The organism is Phenylobacterium hankyongense, from assembly GCF_003254505.1.
GTDB classification, from domain to species: Bacteria; Pseudomonadota; Alphaproteobacteria; order Caulobacterales; family Caulobacteraceae; genus Phenylobacterium; species Phenylobacterium hankyongense.
In genome coordinates, this window is the sequence record NZ_QFYP01000001.1 from 1818469 (window position 1) to 1844963 (window position 26495).

The following is a 26495-nucleotide window of genomic DNA, read 5'->3' on the forward strand; positions in this document are numbered from 1 at the left end:
CCAAATCTCAGCCCCTCAACGGTCAAGCTTATGGCTAGGTTCCGCGCCGCCGCTTTGCGCCGCGGCCCTCACGCCGCTAAACCCCGCTGATGCGTCTCGCCTTCCTCGGCACCCCCGATTTTTCCGTCGCCGTCCTCAAGGCCCTGGTCGAGGCCGGGCACGAGATCGCCTGCGCCTATTCCCAGCCGCCCGCGCCCCGAGGCCGGGGCCAGGCGCTTCGGCCCTCGCCAGTGCAGGCGTTCGCCGAAGAGCACGGCATCGCGGTGCGCACGCCGGCCTCCATGCGCGACCCCGCCGAGGTCGAGGGCTTCCGGGCGCTGGGCGCGGACGCCGCGGTGGTCGTGGCGTTCGGCCAGATCCTGCCGCGCGAGGTGCTGGAGGCGCCGCGGCTCGGCAGCTTCAACCTGCACGCCTCCCTGCTGCCGCGCTGGCGCGGCGCCGCCCCCATCCAGCGCGCGATCATGGCCGGGGACGAGGTCACCGGCGTCGAGGTCATGCGGATGACCGAGGGACTGGACGAGGGGCCGGTGCTGGCGACGGCGACGGTGCGGATCGGGCCGCTCGACACCGCCGGGACCCTGCACGACCGGCTGGCGGGGGCCGCCGCCGAGCTGATCGTCGCCACCCTGCCGGCCATCGAAGGCGGGGCGGCGGCGGAGACGCCGCAGGCCGACGACGGCGTCACCTACGCCAAGAAGATCCGTCCCAAGGAAGCCCGCCTCAACTGGGCCAAGCCTGGCGTCGAGGTCGACCGCAAGATCCGCGGCCTGTCGCCCTTTCCCGGCGCCTGGTTCCAGCTGCCGACCGACAAGGGCCCGGTGCGGGTGAAGGCCCTGCTCAGCGCCTTCGAGGACGCCGACGGGGCGCCGGGGACGGTGCTCGACGACCGCCTGCTGGTGGCATGCGGCGAGGGCGCCGTGCGCCTGCTGCGCGTGCAGCGCGAGGGGAAAGGCCCGCAGGACGCGGAGACGTTCCTGCGCGGCGCGCCGGTGGCGGCCGGGACGCAGCTCGGCTGATGCCCCGCTACAGGCTCACCCTCGAGTATGACGGCCGGCCCTACCACGGCTTCCAGGCGCAGGGAGCGCTGGCGTCTGTTCAGGCCTCGCTGGAGCGCGCGGTGAAGGGGTTCACCGGCGAGGTGCTGCGCGTGCACACCGCCGGCCGCACCGACGCCGGCGTGCACGCCACCGGCCAGGTGGTGCATGTCGATCTGGCCAAGGACTGGAAGCCGGAAGTGGTCCGCGACGCCCTCAACGCCCACCTCGTGCCCGAGCCCATCGTGGTGCTGGAGGCCAGCGTCGCGCCGGAGGGCTGGCATGCCCGGTTCTCGGCCACCGAGCGGCGCTACCTCTACCGGATCCTCAACCGCAAGAGCCCGCCGGGCCTGGACCAGGGCCGGGTCTGGCACGTGAAGAAGCCGCTGGACGCCGAGGCCATGCACGCCGCCGCCCAGGCGCTGGTGGGTCACCACGACTTCACCACCTTCCGCGACCTGGCCTGCCAGGCGAAGTCGCCGATGAAGACGCTCGACGTGGTGCGCGTGCGGCGCGAGGGCGAGCTGGTGCTGCTGGACTTCGCCTCGCGCTCCTTCCTGCACCGCCAGGTCCGCTCGATGACCGGATCGATCGCGGAGGTGGGCGTCGGCCGCTGGAGCGCCGAGGACCTGAGGGCGTCGCTGGCGGCCCGCGACCGCACCGCCTGCGGCCCGGTGGCGCCGGCTGACGGCCTCTACCTGACCGGCGTCAGCTACGCGTCCTGACGTTCGTCGGCACGGTCCCCGGACGGGCGACCTGCAGCTATGAGCCGAAGGCCTGGAAGTAGCGCTCGATCAGCCGCGCGTAGACGGCCTGCAGCTGGCGGATCTCCTCGACCGGCGCGCGCTCGTCCACCTGGTGCATGGTGGCCCCCACGAGGCCGAGCTCCACCACCGGGCAGAGGGCGCGGATGAAGCGGGCGTCGGAGGTGCCGCCGGAGGTGGACAGTTCCGGCTCGCGGCCGGCGGCCTCGCGCACGGCTGCGGCGACCACATCCGTGAACGGCCCCGGCGCGGTGAGGAAGGCCTCGCCGCTGATCTGCGGGACCACGGTGACCTTGCCGCGGAAGCCCTCGGCCACGGCCTGGGCCTCGGCCTCCATCCAGGCGGCCAGCTCCGCGCCCTTGTGGTTGGGATTGAAGCGGATGTTCAGCCGCGCCCGCGCCACGCCGGGAATGACGTTGGTGGCGGTGTTGGGCACGTCGATCATGGTGACTTCCAGGTTCGACGGCTGGAACTCGGGATAGCCGTCGTCCAGCGCGCGGTCCTGCAACCGAGCCAGCAGGCGGATCAGCACCGGCGTCGGGTTGGCGGCGCGGTGCGGGTAGGCGACGTGGCCCTGGACGCCCTCGACGGTGATCTCGGCGTTGATGGAGCCGCGGCGGCCGACCTTGACCATGTCGCCGAAGGTCGCCGAGGAGGTCGGTTCGCCCACCACGCAGTGATCGATGACCTCGCCCTCGGCGGCCAGCGCCTCGACCACCATCTTGGTGCCGTGGGTGGCCACGCCCTCTTCGTCGCCGGTGATCAGGAAGGACAGCGAGCCCTTCACCTGGCCGGCGGCGATGGCGCCCGCCGCGGCGGCGGCGAAGGCGGCGATGGCGCTCTTCATGTCGACCGCGCCGCGACCGATCAGCACCCCGTCCACCACCTCGGCGTCGAAGGCGCCCTGGCTCCAGGCGGCCGCGTCGCCCACCGGCACCACGTCGGTATGGCCGGCGAAGCAGAGGTTCGGGCGCGCCGTCCCGAAGCGGGCGTAGAGGTTCTCGATCTCGCCGAACTTCATCCGCCGGCAGGCGAAGCCGAGGCCGGCCAGCACCCGCTCGACCACGTCCATGGCCCCGGCGTCCGCCGGGGTGACCGAGGGGCGGCGGATCAGCTCGCGGGTGAGTTCGACGGCGTCTATGGCGGCGGGCATTCTGGCGCTTTACGGTCGTGGACCAGGACTGGCAACGGACTTCCCATGCCCAAGATCGATATCGACCAGGCGCCCACCCGTTTCGGCAGCGCCTATCCGGCCCCGTTCGACGAGCCGTGCAAGGCGCGCAAGCGCTGGAAGCTGGGCGACGCCGGCGGCCTCACCCAGTTCGGCGTCAACTACATGCGGCTGGCGCCGGGCGGCTGGACCAGCCAGCGGCACTGGCACACCGCCGAGGACGAATTCGTCTGGGTGGTCGAGGGCGAGGTGGTGCTGGTCACCGACGACGGCGAGGAGGTGCTGCGGGCCGGTGACTGCGCCGCCTTCCCGGCGGGCGTCCCCAACGGCCACCACATCCAGAACCGCTCCCAGGCCGAGGCGGTGCTGCTGGAGGTCGGGTCGCGGCGGCCCGGCGACGACGGCTGCGACTACCCCGACCTCGACATGATCATCCGGGTCGGCGAGAGGACCTACCGGCACCGGGACGGCGAGCCCTACCCGGTCAAGACCCGCCGGACGCGATAGTTGCTCCCCCTCCGGGGGAGCTGTCGCGGAGCGACTGAGGGGGTCCTCCGAGGTCGATGCTGACCCCCTCCGGGCCGTTGGGCCACCTCCCCCAGAGGGGGAGGAACCTGGGCCGTTGTCAGTCCCTCAGCAGCTCGTTGATCGAGGTCTTGGAGCGGGTGCGTTCGTCCACCGTCTTCATGATCACCGCGCAGTAGGTCGACGGCAGGGTCGGGTCGTGCGGGTTGGGCCGCGAGCCGGACATCACCACCGAATAGGGCGGCACCTCGCCGGTGGTCACCGCGCCGGTGCGGCGGTCGACGATCGGGGTGGTCGAGGTCAGGTAGACGCCCATGGAGAGCACGCTGCCCTCGCGCACGATCACCCCCTCGGCGACCTCGGAGCGGGCGCCGATGAAGCAGTTGTCCTCGATGATGGTCGGATTGGCCTGCAAGGGCTCCAGCACGCCGCCGATGCCGGCGCCGCCGGACAGGTGCACGTTCTTGCCGATCTGGGCGCAGGAGCCGACCGTCGCCCAGGTGTCGACCATGGTCCCCTCGTCGACATAGGCGCCGATATTGACGAACGAGGGGGTCAGCACCGCGCCGCGGCCGATGAAGCTGCCCTTGCGGACCACGCAGCCCGGCACCGCCCGGAAGCCGGCGGCCTCGAACCTGGCGGCGTCCCAGCCGGTGAACTTCAGCGGCACCTTGTCCCAGTAGGGCCCCGGCGCGTCGGCCTCGGAGAGCGCGTTGGGGGTCAGGCGGAAGAACAGCAGGATGGCCTGCTTGGCCCACTGGTGGGTGATCCAGGTCCCGTCGGCGCCGCGCTCGGCGACCCGCAGGGTCCCGGCGTCCAGCCGCTCGAGGGTCTCCAGCACCGCCTCGCGCACTGCGCCGCCGGTCGCGGCGCTGACGGCGTCGCGATCCTCCCAGGCGGCTTCGATCACGCGCTTCAGGTCGTCAGTCATTCAGGCGGCCTCTCGGACCCGGGCGTCCCGCAGGAACGGCGCGAGCTTCTCGACTCGATGGTGGACAAAGGGGGCGGTGGAGGCGGGCGCATGCGGCCCCACCAGCACCGTGGTCATGCCGAGGGCGGCGGCCGGCGCGAGGTTGCGCTCGGAGTCCTCGAAGAAGGCGGTGGTCGCAGGGTCGATCGAATGCTCGGCGTTCATCCGCTCGAAGGCGGCCGGGTCCGGCTTGGGCACGAAGCCGAACGAGCCGATGTGGAAGACGTCGTCGAACAGCTCGGTGAGCCCAAGCCTGGCCATCACCCGCTCGGCGTGGACGGCGTCGGCGTTGGTGAAGATCAGCCGGCGGCCGGGCAGCCGCTCGAGGGCGGCGACCAGCTCGGGATCGTGCGCCAGGGCGTCCAGCGACAGGTCGTGGAACAGCGCGTGGAAGTCCTTCGGATCGACGCCGTGGTTCAGCATCAGGCCGCGCAGCGTCAGGCCGTGCTCGGCGAGGTAGCTCTTCTGCAGCGCGTAGGCCGCGTCGCGCTCCAGGCCGGTGACCTTCTGGACGAAGGCGGTCATCCGCGCCTCGATCTCGCCCATGAAGCCGGACTCGACCGGATAGAGGGTGTTGTCCAGGTCGAAGAGCCAGGTGTCGATATGGGTGAGGTCGGCGCTCATTCGCAGATGAGGGTGCCCGCGCCGTGCTCGGTGAACAGCTCGACCAGCATGGCGTGCGGCCGGCGGCCGTCGAGGATGACCACAGCCTCCACCCCGGCCTGCACCGCGGCGATGGCGGTCTCCAGCTTGGGGATCATGCCCCCGGTGGCGACGCCGTCGTCGATCGCCTTGCGGGCCTCGGCGACGGTGAGCTGGCGGATCAGGTCGCCGTTCTTGTCCAGCACTCCGGCGACGTCGGTGAGCAGCAGCATGCGCTTGGCGTTCAGCGCGTCGGCCAGCGCGCCGGCCACGGTGTCGGCGTTGATGTTGTAGGTCTCGCCCTGCTCGGAGACGCCGATCGGGGCGATCACCGGGATGTAGTCCTCCTCGGCGTAGATCAGGGCCTCGATCAGCTTGGGATCGACGCGCTTGGGTTCGCCGACGAAGCCCAGGTCGACCATTCGCTCGACCTCGGAGTCCGGGTCCTTCTTGGTGCGGGTGACCTTCTCCACCGTGATCAGCCGGGCGTCCTTGCCGGACAGGCCCACGCCGCGCACGTCGGCCTCGGAGCCCGCCTGGGTGATCCAGTTGGCGATCTCCTTGTTGATGGCGCCGGAGAGGACCATCTCGGCCACCTCCATGGTCGCCTCGTCGGTGACCCGCAGGCCGTCGATGAACGTCGACTTGACGCCCGCCTTCTCCAGCATGGCGGAGATCTGCGGGCCGCCGCCGTGCACCACGACCGGGTGCACGCCCAGCATCTTCAAGAGCACGGTGTCGGCCGCGAACAGCTTGGCCACCTGCTCCTCGCCCATGGCGTGGCCGCCGTACTTTATGACCACGGTCTCGCGGTCATAGATCTGGATGTAGGGCAGGGCCTCGGCCAGCGTCTTGGCGGTCGCCCATCCCTGGCCTTGGGTTTCGTCGGTCACTGGGCTCAGGAGCTCCGGAAGTTGGAGCGCTCCGATACCGGAGCGGCGCGCCCCTGTCACCTTCGCCACGTCATGCTAAGCCTTGGGCCTGGGCGATAGGTGGGGAGCTTTCGATGCGGATTTCGGTTGTGGCGGCGGCGGCCGCGGCGCTGTGGGCGGCTGCGGCGGGCGCGGAGGCGAAGACCGTGGCGGTGGCCGCCGAGCGGCTGCTGGACGTCGCCAGCGGCCGCTATGTGGATCATCCGCTGGTGCTGATCGTCGACGGCCGCATCTCGGCGGTGGAGAAGCAGGGCGACGCGGTCCCGGCCGGCGCCGAGCGGGTGGAGCTGCCGGGGGTGACCCTGCTGCCGGGCCTGATCGACATGCACACCCACATCACAGCCTCGCCGCTCTACGGCGGCTACACCTACCTGCAGTACACCGACAGCTTCTGGCCGATCATCGCCACGAAGCACGCCAAGGACACCCTGGAGGCCGGCTTCACCACCATCCGCAACGTCGGCTCCGACAACTACGACGACGTCGGCCTGCGCGAGGCGATCGACGGCGGCTTCGTCGAAGGACCGCGGATCGTCGCCGCCACCTACGCCATCGGCTCCACCGGCGGGCACTGCGATTCGACCTTCTTCCCGCCGTCGATGAAGCAGAAGGGCGACGCGGTGATCGACAGCCCCGACGAGGGCCGCAAGATGGTCCGCCAGCTGCACAAGTACGGCGCCCAGGTGATCAAGATCTGCGCCACCGGCGGGGTCTTCAGCCACGGCGACACGCCCGGCGCCCAGCAGCTGAGTCTCGAAGAGATCAAGGCCATCGTCGACGAGGCGCACATGACCGGGATGAAGGTCGCCGCCCACGCCCACGGCGCCTCCGGCATCAAGGCCGCGATCCTCGGCGGCGTCGACACCATCGAGCACGCCAGCCTGGTCGACGACGAGGGCATCAAGCTGGCGGCCCAGAAGGGCGCCTACTTCGGCATGGACATCTACAACACCGACTACACCCAGGCCGAGGGCAAGAAGAACGGCGTGCTGGAGGAGAACCTGCAGAAGGACCGCGATATCGGCGAGATCCAACGGCAGAACTTCCGCAAGGCGCTGAAGGCCGGCGTGAAGATGATCTTCTCCACCGACGCCGGCATCTATCCGCACGGGATGAACGCCAAGCAGTTCGCGGTCATGGTGCGCTATGGCGCGACGCCGCTGCAGGCGATCCAGACCGCGACCCTGAACGCCGCCCAGGCGCTCGGCCAGCCGAACGACGTCGGCCAGGTGGCGGTGGGCCGCTATGGCGACCTGGTCGGCGTGAAGGGCGATCCCCTGGCCGACGTCACCGTGCTCGAACATCCGGTGTTCGTGATGAAGGGCGGCGACGTGGTGAAGCGGGTCCCGTAGCCGGGTCTCGCGTTCCTCCCTTTGTGGGGGAGGGGGACCGCGAAGCGGTGGAGGGGGTCAGCGTCGATCTCGGAGGACCCCCTCAGTCAGCTTCGCTGACAGCTCCCCCAGAGGGGGAGCAATCCGTCGTCTAGGTCGCGCAGGTCGCCGCGATCTCGGCGCGCAGCTCGGGGATGCCGAGGCCCTTCTCGGCCGAGGTGGCCAGCACCCGCGGGAAGGCGGCGGGGCGCTTGATCACCGCGGCCAGGGTCTTCTCGGTCATCGCCGCGACCTCGGAGGCCTTCAGCTTGTCGGCCTTGGTCAGGATGATCTGGTAGGAGACGGCGGCGGTGTCGAAGGCTTCCAGGGCCTCCTGGTCGACATCCTTCAGGCCATGGCGGGCGTCGATCAGCAGGTAGGCGCGCTTCAGGTTCGGCCGTCCGCGCAGATAGGCGCGGCCGAGGTTCTGGAACTTGCGGGCGGTGTCGCGGCTGACCTTGGCGAAGCCGTAGCCGGGCAGGTCCACCAGCCGCAGCTTCTCGTCGACCACGAAGAAGTTCACCTCGCGGGTGCGCCCCGGGGCCGTGGAGGCCCGCGCCAGGTGCAGCCGGCCGGTGACCGCGTTGATCAGCGACGACTTGCCGACGTTGGAGCGGCCGGCGAACGCCACCTCCGGCAGGTCGGCGGGCGGCAGGCCGTCGATGGCGGCCGCACCCATCATGAAGTTGGTCTCGCGCGCGAAGAGCTTGCGGGCCGCCTCCAGCGTCTCGTCGTCGAAGGGCGCGGCGGGCTCGCTCACCCGGCGGCCTTGGCCCGGCCGGTCAGCTTGCCGATGATGCGGTCGATGGGGTTGTCCACCTTGAAGCGCCGCATGATCACGTACTGCTGCAGGATCGAGAGGACGTTGGTCCAGGTCCAGTAGATCAGCAGGCCGACCGCGAAGGGCGCCATGATGAAGGTGAAGATCACCGGCATCAGCTGGAAGATCCGCTGCTGGGTCGGGTCCGGCGCCGGCGGGTTCATGGTGGTCGAGAGCCACATGCTGACGCCGTAGATCAGCGGCAGGATGCCGATGTGCAGGCTGGTGTCGAGCAGGCCGCCGATCAGCGGGGCGTGGGCCGGATTCCAGGGAATGGCGCCGAACAGGTTCCAGACGGTGGTGGGATCGCGCGCCGAGAGGTCGCGGATCCAGCCGAGGAACGGCGCGTGCCGCATCTCGATGGTGACGCTCAGCACCTTGTAGAGGGCGAAGAACACCGGGATCTGCAGGAGCAGCGGCAGGCAGCCGGCGACCGGATTGACCTTCTCCCGCTGGTAGAGGGCCATGATCTCCTGCTGCTGCTTGGCCGGGTCGTCCTTGTAGCGCTTGCGCAGCTCCTCCATCTGGGGCTGCACCTTCTTCATCTTGGTCATCGACTCGTACTGCTTGTTCGCGATCGGGAAGAACAAGAGCCGCACCGCGACGGTGAGCACGAGGATGGCGACGCCGAAGCTGCCGACGTGGCTGTAGATGTACTGGAGGAAGGTGAAGATCGGCCGCGTGAAGAACCAGAACATGCCCCAGTCGACCGCGCTGTCGAAGCGCGGGATGCCGAGCTTGTCCTGGTAGGACTGCAGCACCGGAACGGTCTTGGCGCCGCCGAAGAAGTGGGTGGTCTCGGTGACCTGCTGGCCGGGACCCACCGCGCGGGCCGCGCCCACGAAGTTGGCGTCGAAGATGTCGAGCCCGCCGGCCTTGGTGTCGCGGAACTGGCCCTGGAGCGCCTCGCCCTGGTTGGGGATCAGCGCCGCCAGCCAATATTTGTCGGTGATGCCGACCCAGCCGCCCTTGGACGCGATCGGGCCGGTGGCGCCGTCCTTCGCCCACTTTTTGTACTTGATCAGCTTCAGCGTCGGCTTGTCCTCGCCGAGCGCGCCGACTGCGCCTTCGTGCACCACCTGGCTGCCGGCGCTCGCCACCGGCATGCCCTGGCGCTGGATGGAGCCGTAGGGGGCGAGCGTCACCGGCGCGGCCGAGTTGTTGGCCACCGTGTCGGTGATGGTGAACATGAAGCGGTCGTCGACGTCGATCCGGCGGCTGAAGGTCAGGCCCTGGCCGTTGGCATAGGTCAGCACCACCGGCTGGCCGGGCGAGAGCGTCGAGCCCTGGGCCAGGGTCCAGACGGTGTCGGAGGTCGGCAGGCCCGGCACGTTGGCGCCCGTCCAGCCCATTTCCGCGAACCAGGCGTGCGGCGCGCCTTCCGGGCGCAGCAGCTCCACCGGCGGGGAGTTGCGGTCCACCGTCTCGCGGTACTGGGTGAGGTAGAGGTCGTCGATCCGCGCGCCCTTCAGGGAGATCGAGCCCTTCAGCGCCGGGGTGACGATCGGCACGCGCGGGCTGGCGGCCAGGGCCGCGGCGCGGGTGACCGCCGGCGGCACGTTCAGAACCGGCGCGCCGGGACGCTGCGCCTGCTGCGCGGTCGCGGCCGGCCTGGCCGCGGCGAGCTCAGCCTGGCGGCGCTTCTGCGCGGGCTCGAGCACGAACATCTGATAGACGATGAACAGGCCGAGCGCGCACACGAGGAAGATGATCGTGTTGCGGCTTGAATCTTCTTGCATGTGCGGGGCGCGCGCTCAGGTCTCTAAGGAGGGTGGGGCGGGCGTCTCAGGATCGCGAGCCCGGCCGTCGCGTTCGGCCGCGAGCCTTATCAGCGCGCTTTTGACATCGTCAAGCAAACGCGGCCAGGGACGGGTGGTCACACCGCCGCGGGCGATGAACACATAGTCGACGCCCGGCCGGGCGAAATCGGGCAACAGCAGCCTGGCGGCCTCGCGCATCCGGCGCTTGGCGCGGTTGCGCTGCACGGCCCCGCCGATGCGTTTGGTGGCGGTGAAGCCGGCGCGGACCAGGACCTTGTCGTCGCCGCGCGGACGGGCCTGGACGACCACCGCGCCGCGGGCGCACGACGGCGCCTGCGCGCAGGCGAGGAACTCGGCGCGCTTGGTCAGGCGTTCGATGGGGGTGGGACCCGGGATGTCGGCGTCGGCCATGCCGACACCCTTTACCTCAAGTGCGAGGTCTAGGCGCTGAGGCGCTTGCGGCCCTTGGCGCGACGACGGGCCAGAACCTTCTGGCCGTTCTTGGTCGACATGCGCAGACGGAAGCCGTGGCGACGCGCACGCACGAGGCGGGAGGGCTGAAATGTGCGCTTCACAACGAAAGCTCCGGGGTCGAAAATCGAGCGGCGGTGGATAGTGGACCCAGGCGTAGGTGTCAACCGGCGTCGGCCTGAACAATCAGACTATCACAGGTCCGGGCGGATGACGGTCTTGCCGATCACCTTGCGGTCGGCCAGCGAGTCGTAGGCGGCGCGCCAGTCGGCGAGGGGGTATTCCCGGTCCACCCGCGGCTTCACCTTGCCGTCTTCGGCCAGCCGCCAGATCGCCGCCTGGTTCTCGCGGCCCTTCTCCGGAAACCGGCGGCCGTACTCGCCGGCGCGCACGCCCATCAGCGAGAAGCCCTTGATCAGCGCCATGTTGACCGGCAGCACCGGCAGCCGCCCCGACGTGAAGCCGATGGAGAGCAGGCGCCCGTCGAAGGCGATGCAGCGGACGCTCTCGTCGAACACGTCGCCGCCGACCGGATCGTAGATCACGTCCGCGCCGCGCCCGTCGGTGATCGCCTTGACCTGGTCGCGGAAGCCGCCGGTCACGTTGACGATGGCGTCGGGGGCGTACTCGGCCTGGACGACCGCCAGCTTGGCGTCGGAGGCGGAGGCGGCGATCACCTTCGCGCCGAGCACCTTTGCGAGATCGACGGCGGCGAGGCCGACGCCGCCGGCGGCGCCGTGCGCCAGCACCCATTCGCCGGGCTCCAGCCGGGCGCGGCGCACCAGGGCCACATAGGCGGTGAGATAGGCCGCGCCGTAGCCGGCCGCCTGGCCGAAGGACAGCCGCTCCGGCTTGCGCCGCAGCCCGGCCGCGGGCGTGACGGCGAACTCGGACACGCCGCCGATCCGCGCGCCGCCCACCACCGCGTCGCCCAGCTCGAACTCCGCGACGCCCTCGCCCAACGCCTCGACCTCGCCGGCGATCTCCAGGCCGGGGATGAAGGGCAGGGGCGGCTTATGCTGGTACTCGCCGCGGGTCTGCAGGAGGTCGGGGAAGTTGACCGCCGCGGCGCGGACGCGGATCCGCACCTCGCCGGGCCCCGGAGCCGGCGTCGGGACCTCCTTCAGCACGCAGCCGGCGTAGTCGGCGGCCAGAGCCTCGACCACCAGGGCGCGCATCAGGCGATGCGGCCTTCCAGCCCTTCGCGCACCAGGCCGGCGATCTCGCGGCAGGCGACGTCGGCGCAGGGCACTGCGCCGGTGAAGGCGGTGAAGCCATGGGCCAGGGCGTCGTAGCAGCGGTAGACCACCGGCACGCCGGCCTCGCGCAGCCGGCGCGCATAGGCCTCGCCCTGGTCCAGCAAGGGGTCGAAGCCGGCGGTGACCACCACGGCCGGCGCCAGACCCTGCAGGTCCTTCTCGCGCAGCGGCGACAAGCGCGGATCGGCCGGGTCGTCGCCCGGGCCCATGTAGTGGCCCATGAACCAGTCCATGATCGGGCGCGAGAGCGGGAAGGCGTCGGCGTAGATGGTCATCGAGGCGCTTTCGCAGGCCACCTCGACGCAAGGGTAGATCAGGAGCTGCACGGCCGGCTGCGGCTCGCCCGCGCGGTTCAGCTCCTGGCAGATGATGGCGGCGAAGTTGCCGCCCATGGAATCCCCGCCAATCGCCGCGGCCCCGTCAGGCGCGCCGAACCGGCCGGCGTTGTCGCGGCCCCAGCGGTAGGCGGCGAGCACGTCCTCCAGCCCGGCCGGGAAGCGGTGCTCCGGGGCCAGGCGATAGTCCACCGACAGCACCGGGCAGCGGGCCACGCTGGCCAGGATGCCGCAGAAGCTATGGCAGGTCTCCAGGTCGCCGATCACCCCGCCGCCGAAGTGGGCGAACACCAGCAGCGGCGCGTCGGCCGACTGGGCGTCCGGGCGGTAGGCCCTGAGCGGGATCGGCCCGTTCGGCCCCTCGATGGCGAGCTGCTCCGTGCGCACGCCCGGCTCCGGGTCGCCGCCCAGCGACTCCAGGCCGGCGGCGCTGGCGCGCCGGGCCTCCTCCGGCGTCAGCGTGGTCATGGAGGGCGCGCCGCGGCCCTGGGCGGCCAGGAACTGCAGGCGCGGGTCGAGGGTGCGGCCGCCCTGGTAGACCACCCCGCCGCCCGCCATCAGCCGCAGCAGCGGCTGCGGCAGGGAGAGCAGCTTGCGAAGCATGATCCGCTGGGTGGAGGCGTTGGGCATCAGGGTCAGCTCGCTTCCTGGGGCAGGCCCTTGAGGCCGTTCAGGATCATGGCCACCGCGAAGTTCGCCGCCCGCTCGGTGTCGATCGGCCGGCGTTCCAGCATCTTGTCGCCCACGTCCCTGGCCACGGCTATGCAGGCCGCGGCCATGAAGTCGGGATCCGCCGCCGGACCCTTGCGGCCGGCCACGGCCTCGACGAGGGCGTCGCGGACCTCGGCGAACACCGCCGCCATCTCGGGGGTCTCGCCCTGCACGTGGAGGTGCGGCTCGCCGGCGGGCCGCCGCGCCACCCAGTTGCGGTGCTCGTCGGCCAGGAAGCCGAAGTAGGCGCGGATGGCGGAACGCACGAAGGCCTCGAAGCCGGGGCTCTCGGCGCGCAGGCTCTTGAGGATCGGCCCGAAGCGTCGCGCGCCGTCGTCGGCCAGCGCGGCGAACACCTCCTCCTTGGAGCGGTAGTAGTTATAGAAGGTGCCGGCCGCGAGGCCGGTGCGCCGGATGATGTCGCGCACGGTGGCGGTCTCGTAGCCCAGCTCGCCGAACACCTCACGGGCCGCGTCCAGGATCGCCTGGCGGTTCTGGACCTTGGTCTGCTCGCGCTTGCCGACCGGAAGATAGGCGACCTGGGACATGAAGCTCTGAGGCTGGCTCGAAAGTGACACGCGTCACTCTAGAGCCGACCGCGACGGAAAGCCAATCCGGCGTCGCGATCACAGTTGCTCCCCCGCTGGGGGGAGCTGTCAGCAAAGCTGACTGAGGGGGTCTTCCGAGGTCGGCGCTGACCCCCTCCACCGCTCCGCGGTCCCCTTCCCCAGAGGGGAGGAACTCTGCCGCGGGCTCAGACCGTCCGCTGGGCGCGGTCCTTCTCGTTGGTGGCGCGGATGGCGTTGCGCGCGGCCTCCCACTCCTCGTCGCCCCAGGAGGCCAGGCGGGAGAACCCGCCGCCCTGCAGGTGGGAGCCGCCGTCGATGGCGATGGTCTGGCCGTTCACATAGGCCGACAGCGGATGCAGCAGGTAGACGGCCAGGTTGGCGAGCTCGCGCATCTCGCCGTTGCGGCCCAGCGGGATGGCCGGATCGGCGGGGCCCTCGTCGCGGCCCTGGCCGCTGGGGTTGAGCCGGGCGGTCATACCCTCGGTGGGAAAGGGGCCCGGCGCGATGGCGTTGAAGCGGATGCCGCGGTTGCCCCACTCCACCGCCAGCGACTGGGTCATGACGTTGAGGCCGGCCTTGGACATCGCCGAGGGCACTGTGAAGGGGCCGCCGTTCCACACCCAGGTGGTCAGGATCGAGACCACCGAGGCGTGCTTCTTCTCCGCCAGCCAGCGCTTGCCGGCCTCCAGGGTGACAAAGAAGCCGCCGCGGAAGACGATGTTGGCGATGGCGTCGAAGCCGCGGGCGCTGAGGTCCTCGGTGCGGCTGATGAAGTTGCCGGCGGCGTTGTTGACCAGGCCGGTCAGCGCCCCGCCGTCCGCCCAGATGGCATCCATCATCTCGGCGATGGCCTCAGGAACGCGGATATCGCAGGCCAGCCCCACGCACTTGCCGCCGTGGGCGTCGGTGAGGTCCTTGGCGGTGGCCTCCACCACGCCGCCGCGCCGGCCGCAGATGTAGACCTCCGCGCCCAACATCAGGCAGGCCTCGGCCATCACCTTGCCAAGTCCGGTCCCGCCGCCGGTGATCAGCACCCGCTCGCCGGTCATCAGGCCGGGCCGGAACATCAGGTCGCCCAGGGAAAGCTCGGCCATGGGGTCGTCCTCCTCGCGTTGTCGCAGCCACTGCGATCCGCTAACGCTGGGGAGGTCAAGCCGTCCCCGCCGCGCCCACGTGTTCGCCATCGGCCTGCGCGCGGCGGATGAACCATCTTTTCGGTTGTGCGTTGGTAGCAGTTCGGGCTGATTTGGCTCGAAGCTAGGCAGCCCGATGACGTCCTCCTCCGAGAACTCCGCCGCGTCCCCGGCCGCCGACGGCGAACGCGTGGTCCGGCTGGCCTCGGCTGAGGACAGCTTCCAACAGCGCGAGCTCCTCTATCGGGACCTGCTGAACGCCCTGCCGGCCGCGATCTACATGACCGACGCCCGGGGCCGGATCACCTTCTATAACGAGGCCGCCGTGGCCCTCTCTGGTCGCCGCCCGGCGCTTGGGGTCGACGAGTGGTGCGTCACCTGGAAGCTGTACTGGCCGGACGGCTCGGCTCTGCCGCACGATCAATGCCCGATGGCGCTGGCCCTGAAAGAGGGGCGGGAGCTGCGGGGCGTGGAAGCCATCGCCGAGCGGCCGGACGGCAGCCGCATCGCCTTCATGCCCTATCCCACGCTGTTGCGGGACGCCGGCGGCGCCGTGGTGGGCGCCGTGAACATGCTGGTGGACATCACCGAGCGGAAGTCGTCCGAGGAGCGCCAGCGGCTGCTCGCCAACGAGGTCAACCACCGCGCCAACAACCTGCTGACCGTGGTCCAGGGCATGGTGCGGCTGACCAAGGCCGACGACGTCGAGGAGTTCCGCGAGGCGCTCAACGGGCGGGTGGCGGCGCTGGCCCGGGCGCACAGCCTGCTGGCCAAGAGCCGCTGGATCGGCGCCGACCTGCAGCACCTGGTCACCGAAGAGCTCAGCCCCTACCTCGGCGTCGAGGACGCCCGCGTCTGGGTGAGCGGCACGATTCTGCCGATGGAGCCCTCCGCCGCCCAGTCGATGGCGCTGATCGTGCACGAGCTGGCCACCAACGCCGCCAAGCACGGGGCCCTGTCCACCGCGCAGGGCCGGGTCATGGTCGAGTGGCGCCACGTCCGCGGCGAGCAGGTGGTGCTGCGCTGGCGTGAGGAAGGCGGGCCCCCCGCCACGGCGCCGGGACGCGAAGGCGTCGGCTCGACGGTCATCCGCCGCGCCGCCGCCCACCTGGGGGCGCAGACGTCCTTCGCCTGGACCGAAGGCGGCCTGGTCGTCGAGCTGACGGTGCCGAAGCGGAACATCGTCGCCGCGACCGACTGACGTGCCGCCTGGGACCCGCTACGCGGCTCCGCCTGAGGCCTCTTCCGGATAGCAGATGGACAACAGGGCGGCGGCGGCGGCCGGCGCGCGGACCTTCCCCTCGTGGATGAAGAAGGCATAGACGTCGCGCGGCTTGGCCGCCGGCGGGGCGGAGTCGACCGCCGGCAGGTCCGCCGGCTGGCCGCCCTGCGCATAGGTTTGCAGCCGCTCGGCCCAAAGGCGCAGGTCCGCGGGCGAGTAGGCGGTGTCGATCTCGTCGGAACCGGTCTGCAGGCGCGCATAGACCAGGTCGCCGGTGACGTCGGAGATCAGCGGATAGGTCTCGTGGTCCGCCAGGCAGACGGTGACGCCGTACTTGCGGCAGAGCTCGATGAAGGCCGGATCCCTGAAGCTCTCGTGCCGCGGCTCGACCACGTGGCGCAGCGGCAGGCCGTCCCTCTGGTCCGGCAGCAGCTTCAGGAAGCCCTCGAAGTCCTCGGGATCGAACTTCTTGGTCCCCATGAACTGCCACAGGACCGGCCCCAGCCGGTCGCCCAGCTCGGTGAGCCCCTGGCCGAGGAACACCTCCATCGACTGGCCCATGTCGGCCAGCACCCGGCGGTTGGTGCAGAACCGCGACGCCTTCACCGCGAACTTGAAGCCGTCGGGCGTCGCCGCCGCCCACTTGGCGAAGCTGTCCGGCTTGAAGGTCGAGTAGTAGGTGCCGTTGATCTCGATGGCGCTCAGGTGGCGGGACGCATAGGCGAGCTCGTCGGCCTGCTTCAGCCCCTTGGGGTAGAAGACGCCGCGCCAGGGCTCGAAGGTCCAGCCGCCGATGCCCGCGCGTATCCGGCCCGCCTGCGCCATCGCCCTACTTCCGCTGCGCCGCGGTCTCGTCCCGCGCCGCCTTGAACTCCGAGCCCTCCTTCCACTGCGGCCACTCGCGGGAATCCGCCAGCTTGCGGCCGAGGTCGTAGAACAGGCCCACTTCCTGGACCATGCCGGAGAAATCCCAGTTGGGATCGTACTCGTCGGCCGGCTGGTGGTAGCGGTCCTTCACATAGGCTTCGGCGGCGGCCTTGCCCGCGGCCGTGCCGCCCTTCACCAGGTCCTGGCCGCTCCCGAACGACAGCGCCGGCACGCCGCGCTTGGCGAAGGGGAAGTGGTCCGAGCGGTAGAAGTGGCCGGCTTCCGGGTTGGGGTCGGGGCTGAAGGAGAGGCCCTGCGCCTTGGCCACCGCGATCATGTCGTCGCGCAGGTCGAAGGCGCTGTCGCCCGACATGGTGACGTCCTTGGTCGGGCCGAGGATGTTCATGCCGTCCATGTTGAGGTCCGCCACCGTGGTCGCCAGCGGATAGAGCGGGTTGGCGGCGTAGTATTCCGAGCCCAGCAGGCCCTTCTCCTCGCCGGTCACCGACATGAACACGATCGAGCGGTCGGTGCGCGGGGCGTGGGCGAAGGCCCTGGCCAGCTCCATCAGCGCCGCGACCCCGGAGGCGTTGTCGAGCGCGCCGTTGTAGATCCGGTCGCCGCGCGCGTCCGGCAGGCCGACCCCCAGGTGGTCCCAGTGCGCCGTGTAGATCACCCGCTCATTGGGATGCTTGGCCCCGGGCAGCACGCCGACCACGTTGTGCGAGACCACCTTCTCGGCCTTCACGCCGAAGTCGGTGGAGAAGGTCACGCCGTTCAGGGCCACCGGCTTGAAGTCGCGGGTCTGGGCCTGCTTCTTCAGGGCGTCGAAGTCGAGGCCGGCCTTCTTGAACAGCTCCACCGTCGGCTCGCGCTGGATCCAGGCCTCCAGCGGCGCGTGCGCCTCGGTGGGGTTCTTGCGGATGATGTCGAACACCGCGTTGGTGTTGGAGTTCTTCACCGTCGCCCAGCCGTAGGCGGCCGGCGCGGTCTCGTGGATCACGATGAAGCCCAGCGCGCCCTGGCGGGCGGCCTCCTCGTACTTGTAGGTCCAGCGACCGTAGTAGGTCATGGCCTTGCCGCCGAAGTCGCCCTGGCCGGTCTCGAAGTCGGGGTCGTTGACCAGCACCAGCGCGATCTTGCCCTTCAGGTCGACGCCCTTGAAGTCGTCCCAGTTGCGCTCCGGGGCCTTGACGCCGTAGCCGACGAAGACCACCGGCGCGTCCTTGATGGAGACATGATCGACGCCGGTCTGGGCGGCGCGGATCGCCACCTGGTCGCCTTGCGTCCAGGTCTGCGACTGACCGCCGGCCTTCACGCCGACGCGGATCGGGCCGGTGATCTCGAACTTGGCCAGCGGGACGTTCTGGGTCCAGGACCGGCCGGCCTTGCCGGGATCGCCGCCCGGTTGCAGGCCCGCGGCCTTGAACTGCTGGGTGATGTAGTCGACGGTCTTCTGTTCGGCCGGCGTGGCCGGCCCGCGGCCTTCGAAGGCGTCGGAAGCCAGCACCTTGATGTCCTGTGACAGGTGCGACGGATTGATATCCGCGGCGAAGGCGGGCGCGGTGAGAATGGCCACGGCAGAGACGCCGAGGAGGAGCTTTTTCATCAATGCACTCGGATCAAAGGTCGGAAATTGCGTGAACCCTATTGGGTCTCGCGCCGGTCCGCTAGGCCGCACCGCTATGCTCAGCGGCGCGTCTGGCGGCGACGCCTGTGATGAAGGCCTCGACGCCGTCGAGCACGCGCTGCAGGCCAAATTCGAATTTCTTAGCGTGGTCGATGCCGTCGGCGTAGGCGGCCACGCAGGCCGCGCCCACCCGGACCAACGTCGGGTAGCGCTCGGGGTCGACCAGGCCCTCCAGGTATTCCTTGTTGTTCGAGCGCCACTGCTGGTCGGTGATCCCGGTCTGTTGCTCGATCTCCCGGGCCTCCACCGCCGCCCGCACCGCGCCGCGGACGTAGTCGCTGATCAGCGACACCATGAGGTCCATCTCGACCTCGGTCAGGCCCACGCCGTCGACGGCGCGGAAGGCGGAGTCGATCTTGGCCAGCACATTGGGGCCGAGCGGCGGGCGGTGGGTCGCCACCTGCAGCATCCACGGATGCCGCTCGCCCAGCGCCCAGCGCTGGCGGGCCAGGAACTCCAGCCGCGGCCGCCAGCCCCCCACCGCCGGGTCCAGCTCCTCGATTTCCGCCCAGACCCGGTCGAGCATCAGGTCGATCAGTTCGGCCTTCGAGGGGACGTAGGTGTAGAGCGACATCGGCGAGAGCCCGACGGCCTCCGCCACCCGCCGCATGGACACGGCGGGCAGGCCCTCGGCGTCGGCAAGCGCGATGGCGGCGTGGATCACCTCCTCGGCCGAGCGGCTCGGCTTGGGCCCGCGCCGGCCGGGTCCGGAAACCCCCCACAGCAGTTCGATGCTGCGCCGCGGATCGCCGCCGCCTGTGAACTCGGTCGCCATGCCCGACCCTATACGCGCAAAAACACTTTACAACATACGGAGTTTGGGCGAGAGCAAATCGTACGGCGTACGCAGAGACGCCGGCGGGGGCGGCGTTTTCCAGGACCGGTGTGTCGGCGCGGGCATTGCGCCGACGTCCTAATGGATGAACAAGGCTGGGCCGGGTCGCCAGGGGGCGCGCCGGAGCGGCGCAACCTTCGGGCCGCACGCGGCTCCAGAACGAAAACAGTCGAATGCGTCCCGCCTTTCCGGCAGTCCTCGTGGCCTGTATCGCCCTTGCCGCCTGCGCCTCGGTGCGCACGGCCGACGTGCGACTGCCCGCCGCCTTCGAGGCGCCGCCGGGGGCCGCCGCCGACGCGGTGGCGCTGGACCGCTGGTGGACGGCGTTCAACGATCCGCAGCTCACCGGCCTGGTCGAGCAGGCGCTGGCCGCCAACCCCGACGCCCGCAGCGCCGCCGCGCGCCTGGACGAGGCCCGCGCCACGCGGACCAGCGCGCTGGTGGGCTTCCTGCCGCAGGGCAACCTCGCCGGCTCGGCGAAGAAGACCCACAGCACGCAGCTGGCCGGCACGCCCATCGACATCCCGGGCTTCTCCACCAGCGGCGACTCCGAGGCCTATTCCGGGACGTTCAACGTCAGCTGGGAGCTGGACCTGTTCGGCCGGATCTTCGCCGCCCGCAGGGCCGCCAACGCCGACGTGGCGGCCGCGCGCTTCGACTACGAGGCGACCCGCGCCAGCCTCGCTGCCCAGGTGGCCGACGCCTATTTCCAGGCCCGCGGCCTGGCGATCCAGCTGGCCGACGCCCACGAGACCGCGCGGATCGAGCGCTCGCTCTACGACATCGCCACCAGGCGGGCGCAGGCCGGCCTGGCCGCGACCGCCGACGCCGACCGCGTGGCCGGGGACCTCTCGCAGGCCGACGCCCAGGTGGCGGCGCTGGAGGCGCAGCTGCAGGCGCAGCGCCGCACCCTGCTGATCCTCGCCGGCCGCACGGTGGAGCCCACCGCCAACATCGACGTGCCGCCCAGCGTCGGCGCGCCGCCGCCGGTCCCCGCCGCGGTGCCCAGCCAGCTGCTGGCGCGGCGCCCCGACGTGCGGCGCGCGCAGGCCCAGGTGGCGTCCGCCGCCGGACGGCTGGACGTCGCCAAGCTGGCCTTCCTGCCGACCTTCACCCTGACGCCGGGCGTCGGCTGGTCGAAGAACGTGCAGCCTGGTTTCTTCGCCGAGACCTCCAACTGGTCGATCGGCGCGGGGGTCACCCAGCCGGTGCTGAACATCCCCAACCTGCTGGCCCAGCTGCACATCCAGAACGCCCGCACCGAGCAGTCGGTGATCGCCTACGAGAAGGCGGTCCAGACTGCGTTCAGCGAGTCCGAGGGCGCGCTGGTGAACCTCGACGCCGACCGCCGGCGGGTGGCCATCCTCACCGAGGGCGAGGCCCGCGCCGCGCGCGCCGCCAAGGCCTCGCGGATCGGCTACGACCGCGGCCTCAACGACCTGCAGACCACGCTCTCGACCGAACAGTCGTGGCGCTCCGTCCGCTCGCAGCTCACCGCGGCCCAGGTGCAGGCGCTGCGCCGCGCCGTACAGGCCTACAAGGCCCTGGGCGGCGGCTGGCCCGCCCAGGCCTTTCCCTCCATTGCGCAGGCCCGTTGAGACTTGACCGCATGAGACGCTTCCATCTCGCCCTCCTTCCGCTCGCCGCCGCGCTGGCGCTGAGCGCCTGCCACAAGCCGGCCAAGCCGACGGCCGACGCCCAGCAGCCGCGCGCGGTGCACGTGGCGCGGATCCAGCCGCTGGCGATCACCGGGGCGCTCGCCGCCTCCGGCGACCTGGTGGCCCGCGAAGAGGCTGCGGTGCTGCCGGAGGTGAACGGCTATCGGGTCGCCGCGGTGCTGACCGACGTCGGCGCTTTCGTCCGCAAGGGCCAGACGCTGGTGCAGCTCGACCCCGCCCTGATCCAGGCCCAACTTGCCCAGCAGCAGGCGCTGGCCGCCCAGGCCGAGGCCCAGGCCCTCTCCGCCGAGGACCAGGCGGCGCGGGTGAAGGGCCTCGACGGCCAGGGCGTGCTCAGCCAGGAGCAGATCGACCAGCGCCGCTTCCAGGCCCGCGCCGCGCGCGCCACCGCCAACGCCCAGGCCGCGGCGCTGCGCGACATCCGCACTCGCGCCAGCAAGCTGGCGGTGACCGCGCCGGTGTCCGGCCTGGTCCTCGACAAGACCGTCCGCCCCGGCGACCTCTCGGCCGGCGGGACCACGCCCTGGTTCCGGCTGGCCCGCGACGGCCAGATCGAGCTGCAGGCTCAGCTTTCGGAAGACCAGCTGGCCAAGATCCGTCCCGGCCAGCACGCCACGGTGACGCTGCCCAGCGGCGAGACCGTGCAGGGCGTCGTGCGGCTGGTCAGCCCGCTGATCGATGCGCAGAGCAAGCTCGGCTACGTGCGCATCAACCTGCCGGTGCGCTCGGGCATCCGGGCCGGCGGCTTCGGCAGGGCGGTGTTCGCCGAGGCCACGGGCGTCGGGCTGGCGGCGCCTGAGACCGCGATCCGCTACGACGCCGACGGCGCCAGCGTGATGGTGGTGGAGGCCGACAACCGGGTGAAGCGGGTCTTGGTGCAGACCGGCCAGCGGGGCTCCGGCCTCGTCCAGCTGGTCAGCGGTCCGCCGGCCGGCACGCGCGTGGTGCAGAGCGCCGGCGCCTTCCTGCTGGACGGCGACAAGGTCCGCCCGGTCGAGGGCGCCGCGCTTGCCGCCACCCCCGTGGTGGCGCGCCGATGAGCGAAAGCCATGACTCCTCCGCGCCAGCGTTGAAGATCAGCGCCTGGGCGATCCGCAATCCGGTGCCCGTGGTGGTGCTGTTCGTGGCCTTGGTGCTGGCCGGGATGATCGCCTACACCGGCCTGCCGGTGAAGCAGTTCCCCAACGTGCAGTTCCCGATGGTCTCGGTGACCGTCACCCAGAACGGCGCGGCGCCCGGCGAGATGGAGACCCAGGTCACCCGTCCCGTCGAGGACGCCATGGCGGGCCTCTCCAGCGTCAAGAACATCACCTCGGTCGTCACCCAGGGCGTCTCCACCACCAACATCGAGTTCGAGCTCGGCGAGGACCTGCAGAAGAAGACCGACGACGTCCGCTCGCGGGTCGACCAGGTGCGCGCCAACCTGCCGCGCGAGATCGACGCGCCGACGGTCACGCGGGTGGAGCTGGATAGCCAGCCGATCCTGACCTACGCGGTCGCCGCGCCGGGCATGTCCGACACCGAGCTCTCGTGGTTCATCGACGATACGGTGGCGCGCGCCATCCAATCGGCGCCCGGGGTCTCGCAGATCTCCCGGGTCGGCGGCGTCAACCGCGAGATCAACGTCTTGGTCGACCCCGACCGGCTGGCGGCCCGCGGCCTGACCGCCGCCCAGGTGAACTCGGCGCTGGCCAGCTTCGACATCGACGCCTCAGGCGGCCGCGTGAACGTCGGCAGCCGTGAGCAGACGGTGCGGGTGCTGGGTTCGGTGCAGACGCTGGCGGCGCTGCGCCAGCTGACCATCCCGGTCGGCGCCAACCGCTTCGTGCGGCTGACCGACGTCGCCGACGTGGGCGACGGGGCCGGCGAGGTGCGCGGGTTCGCCCGGCTCGACGGAAGGCCCGTCGTGGGCTTCCAGGTGATGAAGACCCGCGATTCCAGCGACGTCGGCGTCGACGACGCGGTGGTGGTGGCCATCGCCAAGCTCGAGAAGAGCCATCCCGGCGTGAAGTTCACCAAGATCTTCTCCTCGGTGGACGAGACGCGGGCGAGCTTCAAGGCCACCCAGCACGTGCTGGCCGAGGGCATGATCCTGGCCGCCCTGGTGGTCCTGCTGTTCCTGCGCGACTGGCGCGCCACGGCGATCACCGCGGCGGCCATGCCGGTGTCGCTGATCCCGACCTTCGCGGTGATGCACGCCTTCGGCTTCTCGCTGAACGTCGTCACCCTGTTGGCGCTGACCCTGGTGATCGGCATCCTGGTCGACGACGCCATCGTCGAGATCGAGAACATCGAGAAGCGGGTCGCCTCCGGCATGCGGCCCTACGAGGCGGCCATGCAGGGCGCCGACGCCATCGGCCTGGCGGTGGTCGCCACCACCATGACCATCATCGTGGTGTTCACCCCGGTCAGCTTCATGAAGGGCATGGCCGGCCAGTTCTTCCGCGAGTTCGGCCTGACGGTCTCCGTCGCCGTGGCCTTTTCGCTGGTGGTGGCGCGACTGCTGACGCCGCTGATGGCGGCCTACCTCCTGAAGCCGCACCGCAACCCGCATCCGCGCAAGCCTTTCCAAGGCTTCTATCGCAACGTCCTGGAGTGGGCGCTGGACCACCGGATCATCGCCAGCGTGGTCGGCGGCCTGGTGTTCGTGTCCTCGCTGTTCCTGGTGCCCCTGCTGCCCAAGGGCTTCCAGCCGGCCGGCAACCCCGACTACGTCTACGTCAACATCCAGGGCCCGCCGGGCGCCACCGCCCAGGCCATGGAGCAGACGGTCCAGGAGATCACGCGGCTCTTCCAGCGCCAGTCGGAGGTGACCAGTATCTTCGCCCAGGTGGGCTCGACCGCCGGCGGCGGCGGTCCGGGCTTCGGCGGCGGCGGCGGAGGCAGCGACCTGCGCGACGGCACGGTCACCGTCCTGCTCGATCCGAAACGCAAGTTGTCGGACGAAGCCTTCAAGGCCCGGCTGCGCGACGACCTGCGGGCCATCCCCGACGCGCGGGTCGGCTTCCTCGACTTCCAGGGCGGCGCCGGCTTCCAGCAGATCCTGGCCAGCGACAACCCGGCGGCGCTGCAGGCCACCGCCACTGAACTCGAGCGCGAGATGCGCACCCTGCCGCAGATCGCCGATCCCCGGCCCTCGACCCCGCCCACCGGCCCCGAGCTGGTGATCCGCCCCCGCGCCGAGGAGGCCGCCCGGCTGGGCGTCTCGGTGGACACCATCGCCCAGGTGGCGCGGGTCGCCACGGTCGGCGACATCGACGCCAACGTCGCCAAGCTCAATGAGGGCGAGCGGCGGATCCCGATCCGCGTGCGCCTGCCGCAGAGCGCCCGGGCCGACATCGAGCGGATCCGCTCGCTGCGCGTGCCCACCGCCGGCGGCGGGGTGACGACGCTCGACTCCGTGGCCGACGTACAGTTCCAGGCCGGCCCCGCGCGCATCGACCGGCTGAACCGCAAGCGCCAGCTGACGGTGCAGGCGGAGCTGAACGGCGTGGAGCTCGGCGACGCCAGCGCCGCGGTGGCCAAGCTGCCGATCATGCGGCGCCTGCCGCCCGGCGTCGGCCCGGCCGACACCGGCCAGCTCGAGGCCATGAAGGAGCTGTTCGGCTCGTTCGGCATGGCGATCTTCGCCGGCGTCTCGATGATCTTCGGCGTGCTGGTCCTGTTGTTCCGGTCGTTCTTCAAGCCCGGGGTGATCCTGTCGGCCCTGCCGCTGGCGGTGGGCGGCGCCTTCCTGGGCCTGCTGATCTTCCACCTGTCGCTGTCGATCCCCTCGCTGATCGGCTTCCTGATGCTGCTGGGCCTGGCGGCGAAGAACTCGATCCTGTTGGTCGAGTACGCCATCGAGCGGGAGCGCGAGGGCATGCCGCAGCGCGAGGCCCTGCTGGAAGCCTGCCGCGAGCGGGCCCGGCCGATCGTCATGACCACGGTCGCCATGGCGGCCGGCATGCTGCCCACCGCCTTCGCCCTGGAGAAGGGCGCGGAGTTCCGCCAGCCGATGGCGGTGGCGGTGATCGGCGGCCTGATCACCTCGACGCTGTTGTCGCTGGTGCTGGTGCCAGTGGTCTACGAGTTCGTCGACGACTTCGAGCAGTGGCTGAAGCCGCGGCTCGCCAAGCTGGTCACGCCCCGCGAGGCCGCTCCGCTGCCGGTCCCGGAGGACCGGCTCTAGAGCTCGCCGCGGATGATCTGGGCGAACTGGTCCGGGTCGACGTTGCCGCCGGAGAGCACGAGGCCGACGGTCTTGCCCGCGGCCGCCACCTTGCCGGTCAGCAGGGCGGCGAGGCCGACCGCGCCGCCGGGTTCCACCACCAGCTTCAGCACGCTGAAGGCATAGCGCATGGCCTCGGCGACCTCCGGGTCGGTGATGCCGACCGCGCCCGCCAGGTTGGCCTTCATCAGCGGGAAGGTGATCTCGCCGGGGAAGGGGGATTCCAGGGCGTCGCAGAGCGAGCGGCCCTGCGGCTTGATGGTGACCCGCTCGCCGGCCGCCAGCGACTGGCGGGTGTCGTCGAACAGCGCCGGCTCCACGCCCCAGACCTCGGTGGCGGGCGACAGCGCCTTGATGGCCACCGACATGCCGCCGATCAGGCCGCCGCCGCTGATGGAGGCGAGCGCCAGGTCGAGGCTCGCGCCCAGCGCCTGGGCCTGGCGGACCAGCTCCAGCCCGACGGTGCCCTGGCCGGCGATGATGTGCGGGTCGTCGAAGGCCGGCACCACCACCGCGCCGCGCTCGGCGGCGATCTCGGCGGCGATCTTCTCGCGGCTTTCCTTCAGGCGATCGTAGAAGCGCACGTCCGCGCCATAGCTGCGCGTCGCCGCCACCTTCACGGCGGGCGCGTCGAGCGGCATGACGATCACCGCCGGCAGGCCGAGCAGCTTCGCCGCCAGCGCCACGCCCTGGGCGTGGTTGCCGGAGGAGAAGGCGACGACGCCGCGCGTGCGCTCGTCCGGGCTGAGCTGGACCAAGCGGTTGTAGGCGCCGCGGAACTTGAAGGCGCCGACCCGCTGCAGGGTCTCCGGCTTGATCAGCACCCGCGCGCCCAGGCGCTCGTTCAGCGCCGGGCTTTCGATCAGCGGGGTCTCGACGGCGTGGCCGGCGATGCGCCCGGCGGCGGCCTCGATGTCGGCGAAGGTGACGCTCACTTCGCGAACACCATGGCGTCGTCGGCGAAGGCCTTGAACTCCAGCGCGTTGCCGCACGGATCGAGGAAGAACATCGTCGCCTGCTCGCCGGGCTGGCCCTTGAAGCGCACCTGCGGCTCGATGACGAACCTGGTCCCGGCCGCCTTCAGCCGCTCGGCCAGGGCGTCCCACGCCGGCAGGGTCAGGATGGCCCCGAAGTGGCGGACCGGCACGTCCTCGCCGTCCACCGGACTGGTGGCGCGGTGGCCGACTTCGGCCGGCGACAGGTGGGCGACGATCTGGTGGCCGTAGAAGTCGAAGTCGACCCATTCGTCGCTCGATCGGCCCTCGGGGCAGCCGAGCAGCTCTCCATAGAAAGCCCGGGCCTCGGCGAGGTCACGGACAGGGAAGGCGAGGTGAAAGCGGGGAATGTCCATGGCTGCGCCATAGCTCGTCCTCATTGCGATGGCGAGGGGGTTGAGGCGAGCTTCGGCTTGCTCTACACCGCGCCCGCGTCCAGCCCGTTGGGCAGGCGCCTGAACAGATCTCAAGCCCAGCCGCCGAGCACCTGTCGAAGGGCGGTTGGGTCACTCCGGGCAGGTCGGGAGATCG

25 protein-coding genes are annotated in these 26495 nt (G+C 70.9%); 8 read left to right on the forward strand and 17 right to left on the reverse strand.

Annotated features, from left to right (window positions below; genetic code table 11):
- Window positions 1-89: 89 nt before the first annotated feature.
- Both fmt and truA read left to right on the forward strand, forming a co-directional pair.
- Window positions 90-1016, forward strand: coding sequence for a methionyl-tRNA formyltransferase (gene fmt / locus DJ021_RS08850; protein WP_111457197.1), 927 nt, complete (start codon window positions 90-92; stop codon window positions 1014-1016).
- Complete coding sequence (gene truA, locus DJ021_RS08855) at window positions 1016-1759, forward strand: tRNA pseudouridine(38-40) synthase TruA (protein WP_111457198.1); 744 nt, start codon at window positions 1016-1018, stop codon at window positions 1757-1759. The genes fmt and truA overlap by 1 nt, the downstream gene beginning before the upstream one ends.
- A gap of 37 nt (window positions 1760-1796) precedes the next feature.
- On the opposite strand, the gene dapE is transcribed toward truA, so the two are convergent.
- Window positions 1797-2951, reverse strand: a complete 1155-nt coding sequence (gene dapE / locus DJ021_RS08860) for a succinyl-diaminopimelate desuccinylase (RefSeq protein WP_111457199.1) — start codon at window positions 2949-2951, stop codon at window positions 1797-1799.
- A 45-nt stretch (window positions 2952-2996) separates the two neighbouring features.
- On the opposite strand from dapE, the gene DJ021_RS08865 reads away from it, so the two are divergent.
- Complete coding sequence (locus DJ021_RS08865) at window positions 2997-3476, forward strand: cupin domain-containing protein (protein WP_111457200.1); 480 nt, start codon at window positions 2997-2999, stop codon at window positions 3474-3476.
- Window positions 3477-3594: 118 nt separating this feature from the next.
- On the opposite strand, the gene dapD is transcribed toward DJ021_RS08865, so the two are convergent.
- From dapD to argB, 3 genes are read right to left on the reverse strand one after another with little or no spacing between them, the layout of a single operon-like run.
- The gene (dapD, locus tag DJ021_RS08870) at window positions 3595-4425 is read right to left on the reverse strand and encodes a 2,3,4,5-tetrahydropyridine-2,6-dicarboxylate N-succinyltransferase (RefSeq protein WP_111457201.1); all 831 of its coding nucleotides are present in this window, start codon (window positions 4423-4425) and stop codon (window positions 3595-3597) included.
- Window positions 4426-5088: a pyrimidine 5'-nucleotidase gene (locus DJ021_RS08875; protein WP_111457202.1), complete on the reverse strand. Its 663-nt coding sequence runs from the start codon at window positions 5086-5088 to the stop codon at window positions 4426-4428. It abuts the gene before it with no gap.
- On the reverse strand, window positions 5085-5999 hold the full coding sequence (gene argB / locus DJ021_RS08880) for an acetylglutamate kinase (RefSeq protein WP_111457203.1): 915 nt from the start codon (window positions 5997-5999) through the stop codon (window positions 5085-5087). Before argB ends, DJ021_RS08875 begins: the two co-directional genes overlap by 4 nt.
- A 113-nt stretch (window positions 6000-6112) precedes the next feature.
- Here argB and DJ021_RS08885 point away from each other — a divergent pair, with 113 nt between their 5' ends.
- Window positions 6113-7390 carry a Xaa-Pro dipeptidase gene (locus DJ021_RS08885; protein WP_111457204.1) on the forward strand — a complete coding sequence of 426 codons (1278 nt, stop codon included), beginning with the start codon at window positions 6113-6115 and terminating at the stop codon, window positions 7388-7390.
- 130 nt (window positions 7391-7520) lie between these two features.
- Here DJ021_RS08885 and yihA read toward each other — a convergent pair whose 3' ends face one another.
- The 8 genes from yihA to DJ021_RS08925 all read right to left on the reverse strand — a co-directional run bounded on the left by yihA (window position 7521) and on the right by DJ021_RS08925 (window position 14427).
- Complete coding sequence (gene yihA, locus DJ021_RS08890) at window positions 7521-8168, reverse strand: ribosome biogenesis GTP-binding protein YihA/YsxC (protein ID WP_111457205.1); 648 nt, start codon at window positions 8166-8168, stop codon at window positions 7521-7523.
- Window positions 8165-9967: a membrane protein insertase YidC gene (gene yidC, locus DJ021_RS08895; protein ID WP_111457206.1), complete on the reverse strand. Its 1803-nt coding sequence runs from the start codon at window positions 9965-9967 to the stop codon at window positions 8165-8167. Before yidC ends, yihA begins: the two co-directional genes overlap by 4 nt.
- Window positions 9968-9982: 15 nt before the next feature.
- Window positions 9983-10399 carry a ribonuclease P protein component gene (rnpA, locus tag DJ021_RS08900; RefSeq protein WP_111457207.1) on the reverse strand — a complete coding sequence of 139 codons (417 nt, stop codon included), beginning with the start codon at window positions 10397-10399 and terminating at the stop codon, window positions 9983-9985.
- Window positions 10400-10428: 29 nt separating this feature from the next.
- Window positions 10429-10563 carry a 50S ribosomal protein L34 gene (gene rpmH / locus DJ021_RS08905; RefSeq protein WP_111457208.1) on the reverse strand — a complete coding sequence of 45 codons (135 nt, stop codon included), beginning with the start codon at window positions 10561-10563 and terminating at the stop codon, window positions 10429-10431.
- A 90-nt stretch (window positions 10564-10653) separates the two neighbouring features.
- On the reverse strand, window positions 10654-11637 hold the full coding sequence (locus DJ021_RS08910; RefSeq protein ID WP_111457209.1) for an NADPH:quinone oxidoreductase family protein: 984 nt from the start codon (window positions 11635-11637) through the stop codon (window positions 10654-10656).
- Window positions 11637-12683 (reverse strand): alpha/beta hydrolase, encoded by a 1047-nt coding sequence (locus tag DJ021_RS08915; protein WP_111457210.1) that lies wholly within the window; start codon window positions 12681-12683, stop codon window positions 11637-11639. Before DJ021_RS08915 ends, DJ021_RS08910 begins: the two co-directional genes overlap by 1 nt.
- 5 nt (window positions 12684-12688) lie before the next feature.
- On the reverse strand, window positions 12689-13342 hold the full coding sequence (locus DJ021_RS08920; protein WP_341538134.1) for a TetR/AcrR family transcriptional regulator: 654 nt from the start codon (window positions 13340-13342) through the stop codon (window positions 12689-12691).
- A 176-nt stretch (window positions 13343-13518) separates the two neighbouring features.
- A complete protein-coding gene (locus DJ021_RS08925) occupies window positions 13519-14427 on the reverse strand; it encodes an SDR family oxidoreductase (protein ID WP_207801796.1) in 909 nt (302 codons plus the stop codon).
- A 175-nt stretch (window positions 14428-14602) separates the two neighbouring features.
- Here DJ021_RS08925 and DJ021_RS08930 point away from each other — a divergent pair, with 175 nt between their 5' ends.
- Complete coding sequence (locus DJ021_RS08930; protein WP_111457212.1) at window positions 14603-15667, forward strand: sensor histidine kinase; 1065 nt, start codon at window positions 14603-14605, stop codon at window positions 15665-15667.
- 18 nt (window positions 15668-15685) lie between these two features.
- On the opposite strand, the gene DJ021_RS08935 is transcribed toward DJ021_RS08930, so the two are convergent.
- The 3 genes from DJ021_RS08935 to DJ021_RS08945 form a co-directional block, all read right to left on the reverse strand.
- Window positions 15686-16513 (reverse strand): DUF72 domain-containing protein, encoded by an 828-nt coding sequence (locus tag DJ021_RS08935; RefSeq protein WP_111457213.1) that lies wholly within the window; start codon window positions 16511-16513, stop codon window positions 15686-15688.
- Window positions 16514-16517: 4 nt separating this feature from the next.
- Complete coding sequence (locus DJ021_RS08940; RefSeq protein WP_111457214.1) at window positions 16518-18164, reverse strand: M28 family metallopeptidase; 1647 nt, start codon at window positions 18162-18164, stop codon at window positions 16518-16520.
- A 61-nt stretch (window positions 18165-18225) separates the two neighbouring features.
- Entirely contained in the window at window positions 18226-19020 is a 795-nt protein-coding gene (locus DJ021_RS08945) for a TetR/AcrR family transcriptional regulator (RefSeq protein WP_111457215.1), read from the reverse strand.
- Window positions 19021-19280: 260 nt separating this feature from the next.
- On the opposite strand from DJ021_RS08945, the gene DJ021_RS08950 reads away from it, so the two are divergent.
- Genes DJ021_RS08950 through DJ021_RS08960 form a run of 3 tightly spaced genes read left to right on the forward strand, consistent with a single transcriptional unit; the run spans window position 19281 to window position 24930 of the window.
- The gene (locus tag DJ021_RS08950) at window positions 19281-20678 is read left to right on the forward strand and encodes an efflux transporter outer membrane subunit (protein WP_243625936.1); all 1398 of its coding nucleotides are present in this window, start codon (window positions 19281-19283) and stop codon (window positions 20676-20678) included.
- A gap of 11 nt (window positions 20679-20689) precedes the next feature.
- On the forward strand, window positions 20690-21799 hold the full coding sequence (locus DJ021_RS08955) for an efflux RND transporter periplasmic adaptor subunit (RefSeq protein WP_111457217.1): 1110 nt from the start codon (window positions 20690-20692) through the stop codon (window positions 21797-21799).
- Window positions 21796-24930, forward strand: a complete 3135-nt coding sequence (locus DJ021_RS08960; RefSeq protein WP_111457218.1) for an efflux RND transporter permease subunit — start codon at window positions 21796-21798, stop codon at window positions 24928-24930. Before DJ021_RS08955 ends, DJ021_RS08960 begins: the two co-directional genes overlap by 4 nt.
- On the opposite strand, the gene DJ021_RS08965 is transcribed toward DJ021_RS08960, so the two are convergent.
- Together DJ021_RS08965 and DJ021_RS08970 are read right to left on the reverse strand one after the other, a co-directional pair.
- Entirely contained in the window at window positions 24927-25904 is a 978-nt protein-coding gene (locus DJ021_RS08965; protein ID WP_111457219.1) for a threonine ammonia-lyase, read from the reverse strand. The two genes, DJ021_RS08960 and DJ021_RS08965, sit on opposite strands and share 4 nt — an antisense overlap.
- Window positions 25901-26320, reverse strand: coding sequence for a VOC family protein (locus DJ021_RS08970; protein WP_111457220.1), 420 nt, complete (start codon window positions 26318-26320; stop codon window positions 25901-25903). Before DJ021_RS08970 ends, DJ021_RS08965 begins: the two co-directional genes overlap by 4 nt.
- Window positions 26321-26495 lie beyond the last annotated feature (175 nt).

Bases quoted from the DNA above. Each gene is read 5' to 3' on its own strand.
- dapE (WP_111457199.1), bottom strand. From the start codon at position 2,951: ATGCCCGCCGCCATAGACGCCGTCGAACTCACCCGCGAGCTGATCCGC.
- DJ021_RS08865 (WP_111457200.1), top strand. From the start codon at position 2,997: ATGCCCAAGATCGATATCGACCAGGCGCCCACCCGTTTCGGCAGCGCC.
- DJ021_RS08885 (WP_111457204.1), top strand. From the start codon at position 6,113: ATGCGGATTTCGGTTGTGGCGGCGGCGGCCGCGGCGCTGTGGGCGGCT.
- DJ021_RS08910 (WP_111457209.1), bottom strand. From the start codon at position 11,637: ATGCGCGCCCTGGTGGTCGAGGCTCTGGCCGCCGACTACGCCGGCTGC.
- DJ021_RS08925 (WP_207801796.1), bottom strand. From the start codon at position 14,427: ATGGCCGAGCTTTCCCTGGGCGACCTGATGTTCCGGCCCGGCCTGATG.
- DJ021_RS08930 (WP_111457212.1), top strand. From the start codon at position 14,603: ATGACGTCCTCCTCCGAGAACTCCGCCGCGTCCCCGGCCGCCGACGGC.
- dapD (WP_111457201.1), bottom strand. From the start codon at position 4,425: ATGACTGACGACCTGAAGCGCGTGATCGAAGCCGCCTGGGAGGATCGC.
- DJ021_RS08935 (WP_111457213.1), bottom strand. From the start codon at position 16,513: ATGGCGCAGGCGGGCCGGATACGCGCGGGCATCGGCGGCTGGACCTTC.
- DJ021_RS08940 (WP_111457214.1), bottom strand. From the start codon at position 18,164: ATGAAAAAGCTCCTCCTCGGCGTCTCTGCCGTGGCCATTCTCACCGCG.
- fmt (WP_111457197.1), top strand. From the start codon at position 90: ATGCGTCTCGCCTTCCTCGGCACCCCCGATTTTTCCGTCGCCGTCCTC.
- yidC (WP_111457206.1), bottom strand. From the start codon at position 9,967: ATGCAAGAAGATTCAAGCCGCAACACGATCATCTTCCTCGTGTGCGCG.
- truA (WP_111457198.1), top strand. From the start codon at position 1,016: ATGCCCCGCTACAGGCTCACCCTCGAGTATGACGGCCGGCCCTACCAC.
- DJ021_RS08960 (WP_111457218.1), top strand. From the start codon at position 21,796: ATGAGCGAAAGCCATGACTCCTCCGCGCCAGCGTTGAAGATCAGCGCC.
- DJ021_RS08955 (WP_111457217.1), top strand. From the start codon at position 20,690: ATGAGACGCTTCCATCTCGCCCTCCTTCCGCTCGCCGCCGCGCTGGCG.
- DJ021_RS08945 (WP_111457215.1), bottom strand. From the start codon at position 19,020: ATGGCGACCGAGTTCACAGGCGGCGGCGATCCGCGGCGCAGCATCGAA.
- DJ021_RS08875 (WP_111457202.1), bottom strand. From the start codon at position 5,088: ATGAGCGCCGACCTCACCCATATCGACACCTGGCTCTTCGACCTGGAC.
- DJ021_RS08970 (WP_111457220.1), bottom strand. From the start codon at position 26,320: ATGGACATTCCCCGCTTTCACCTCGCCTTCCCTGTCCGTGACCTCGCC.
- DJ021_RS08915 (WP_111457210.1), bottom strand. From the start codon at position 12,683: ATGCCCAACGCCTCCACCCAGCGGATCATGCTTCGCAAGCTGCTCTCC.
- rnpA (WP_111457207.1), bottom strand. From the start codon at position 10,399: ATGGCCGACGCCGACATCCCGGGTCCCACCCCCATCGAACGCCTGACC.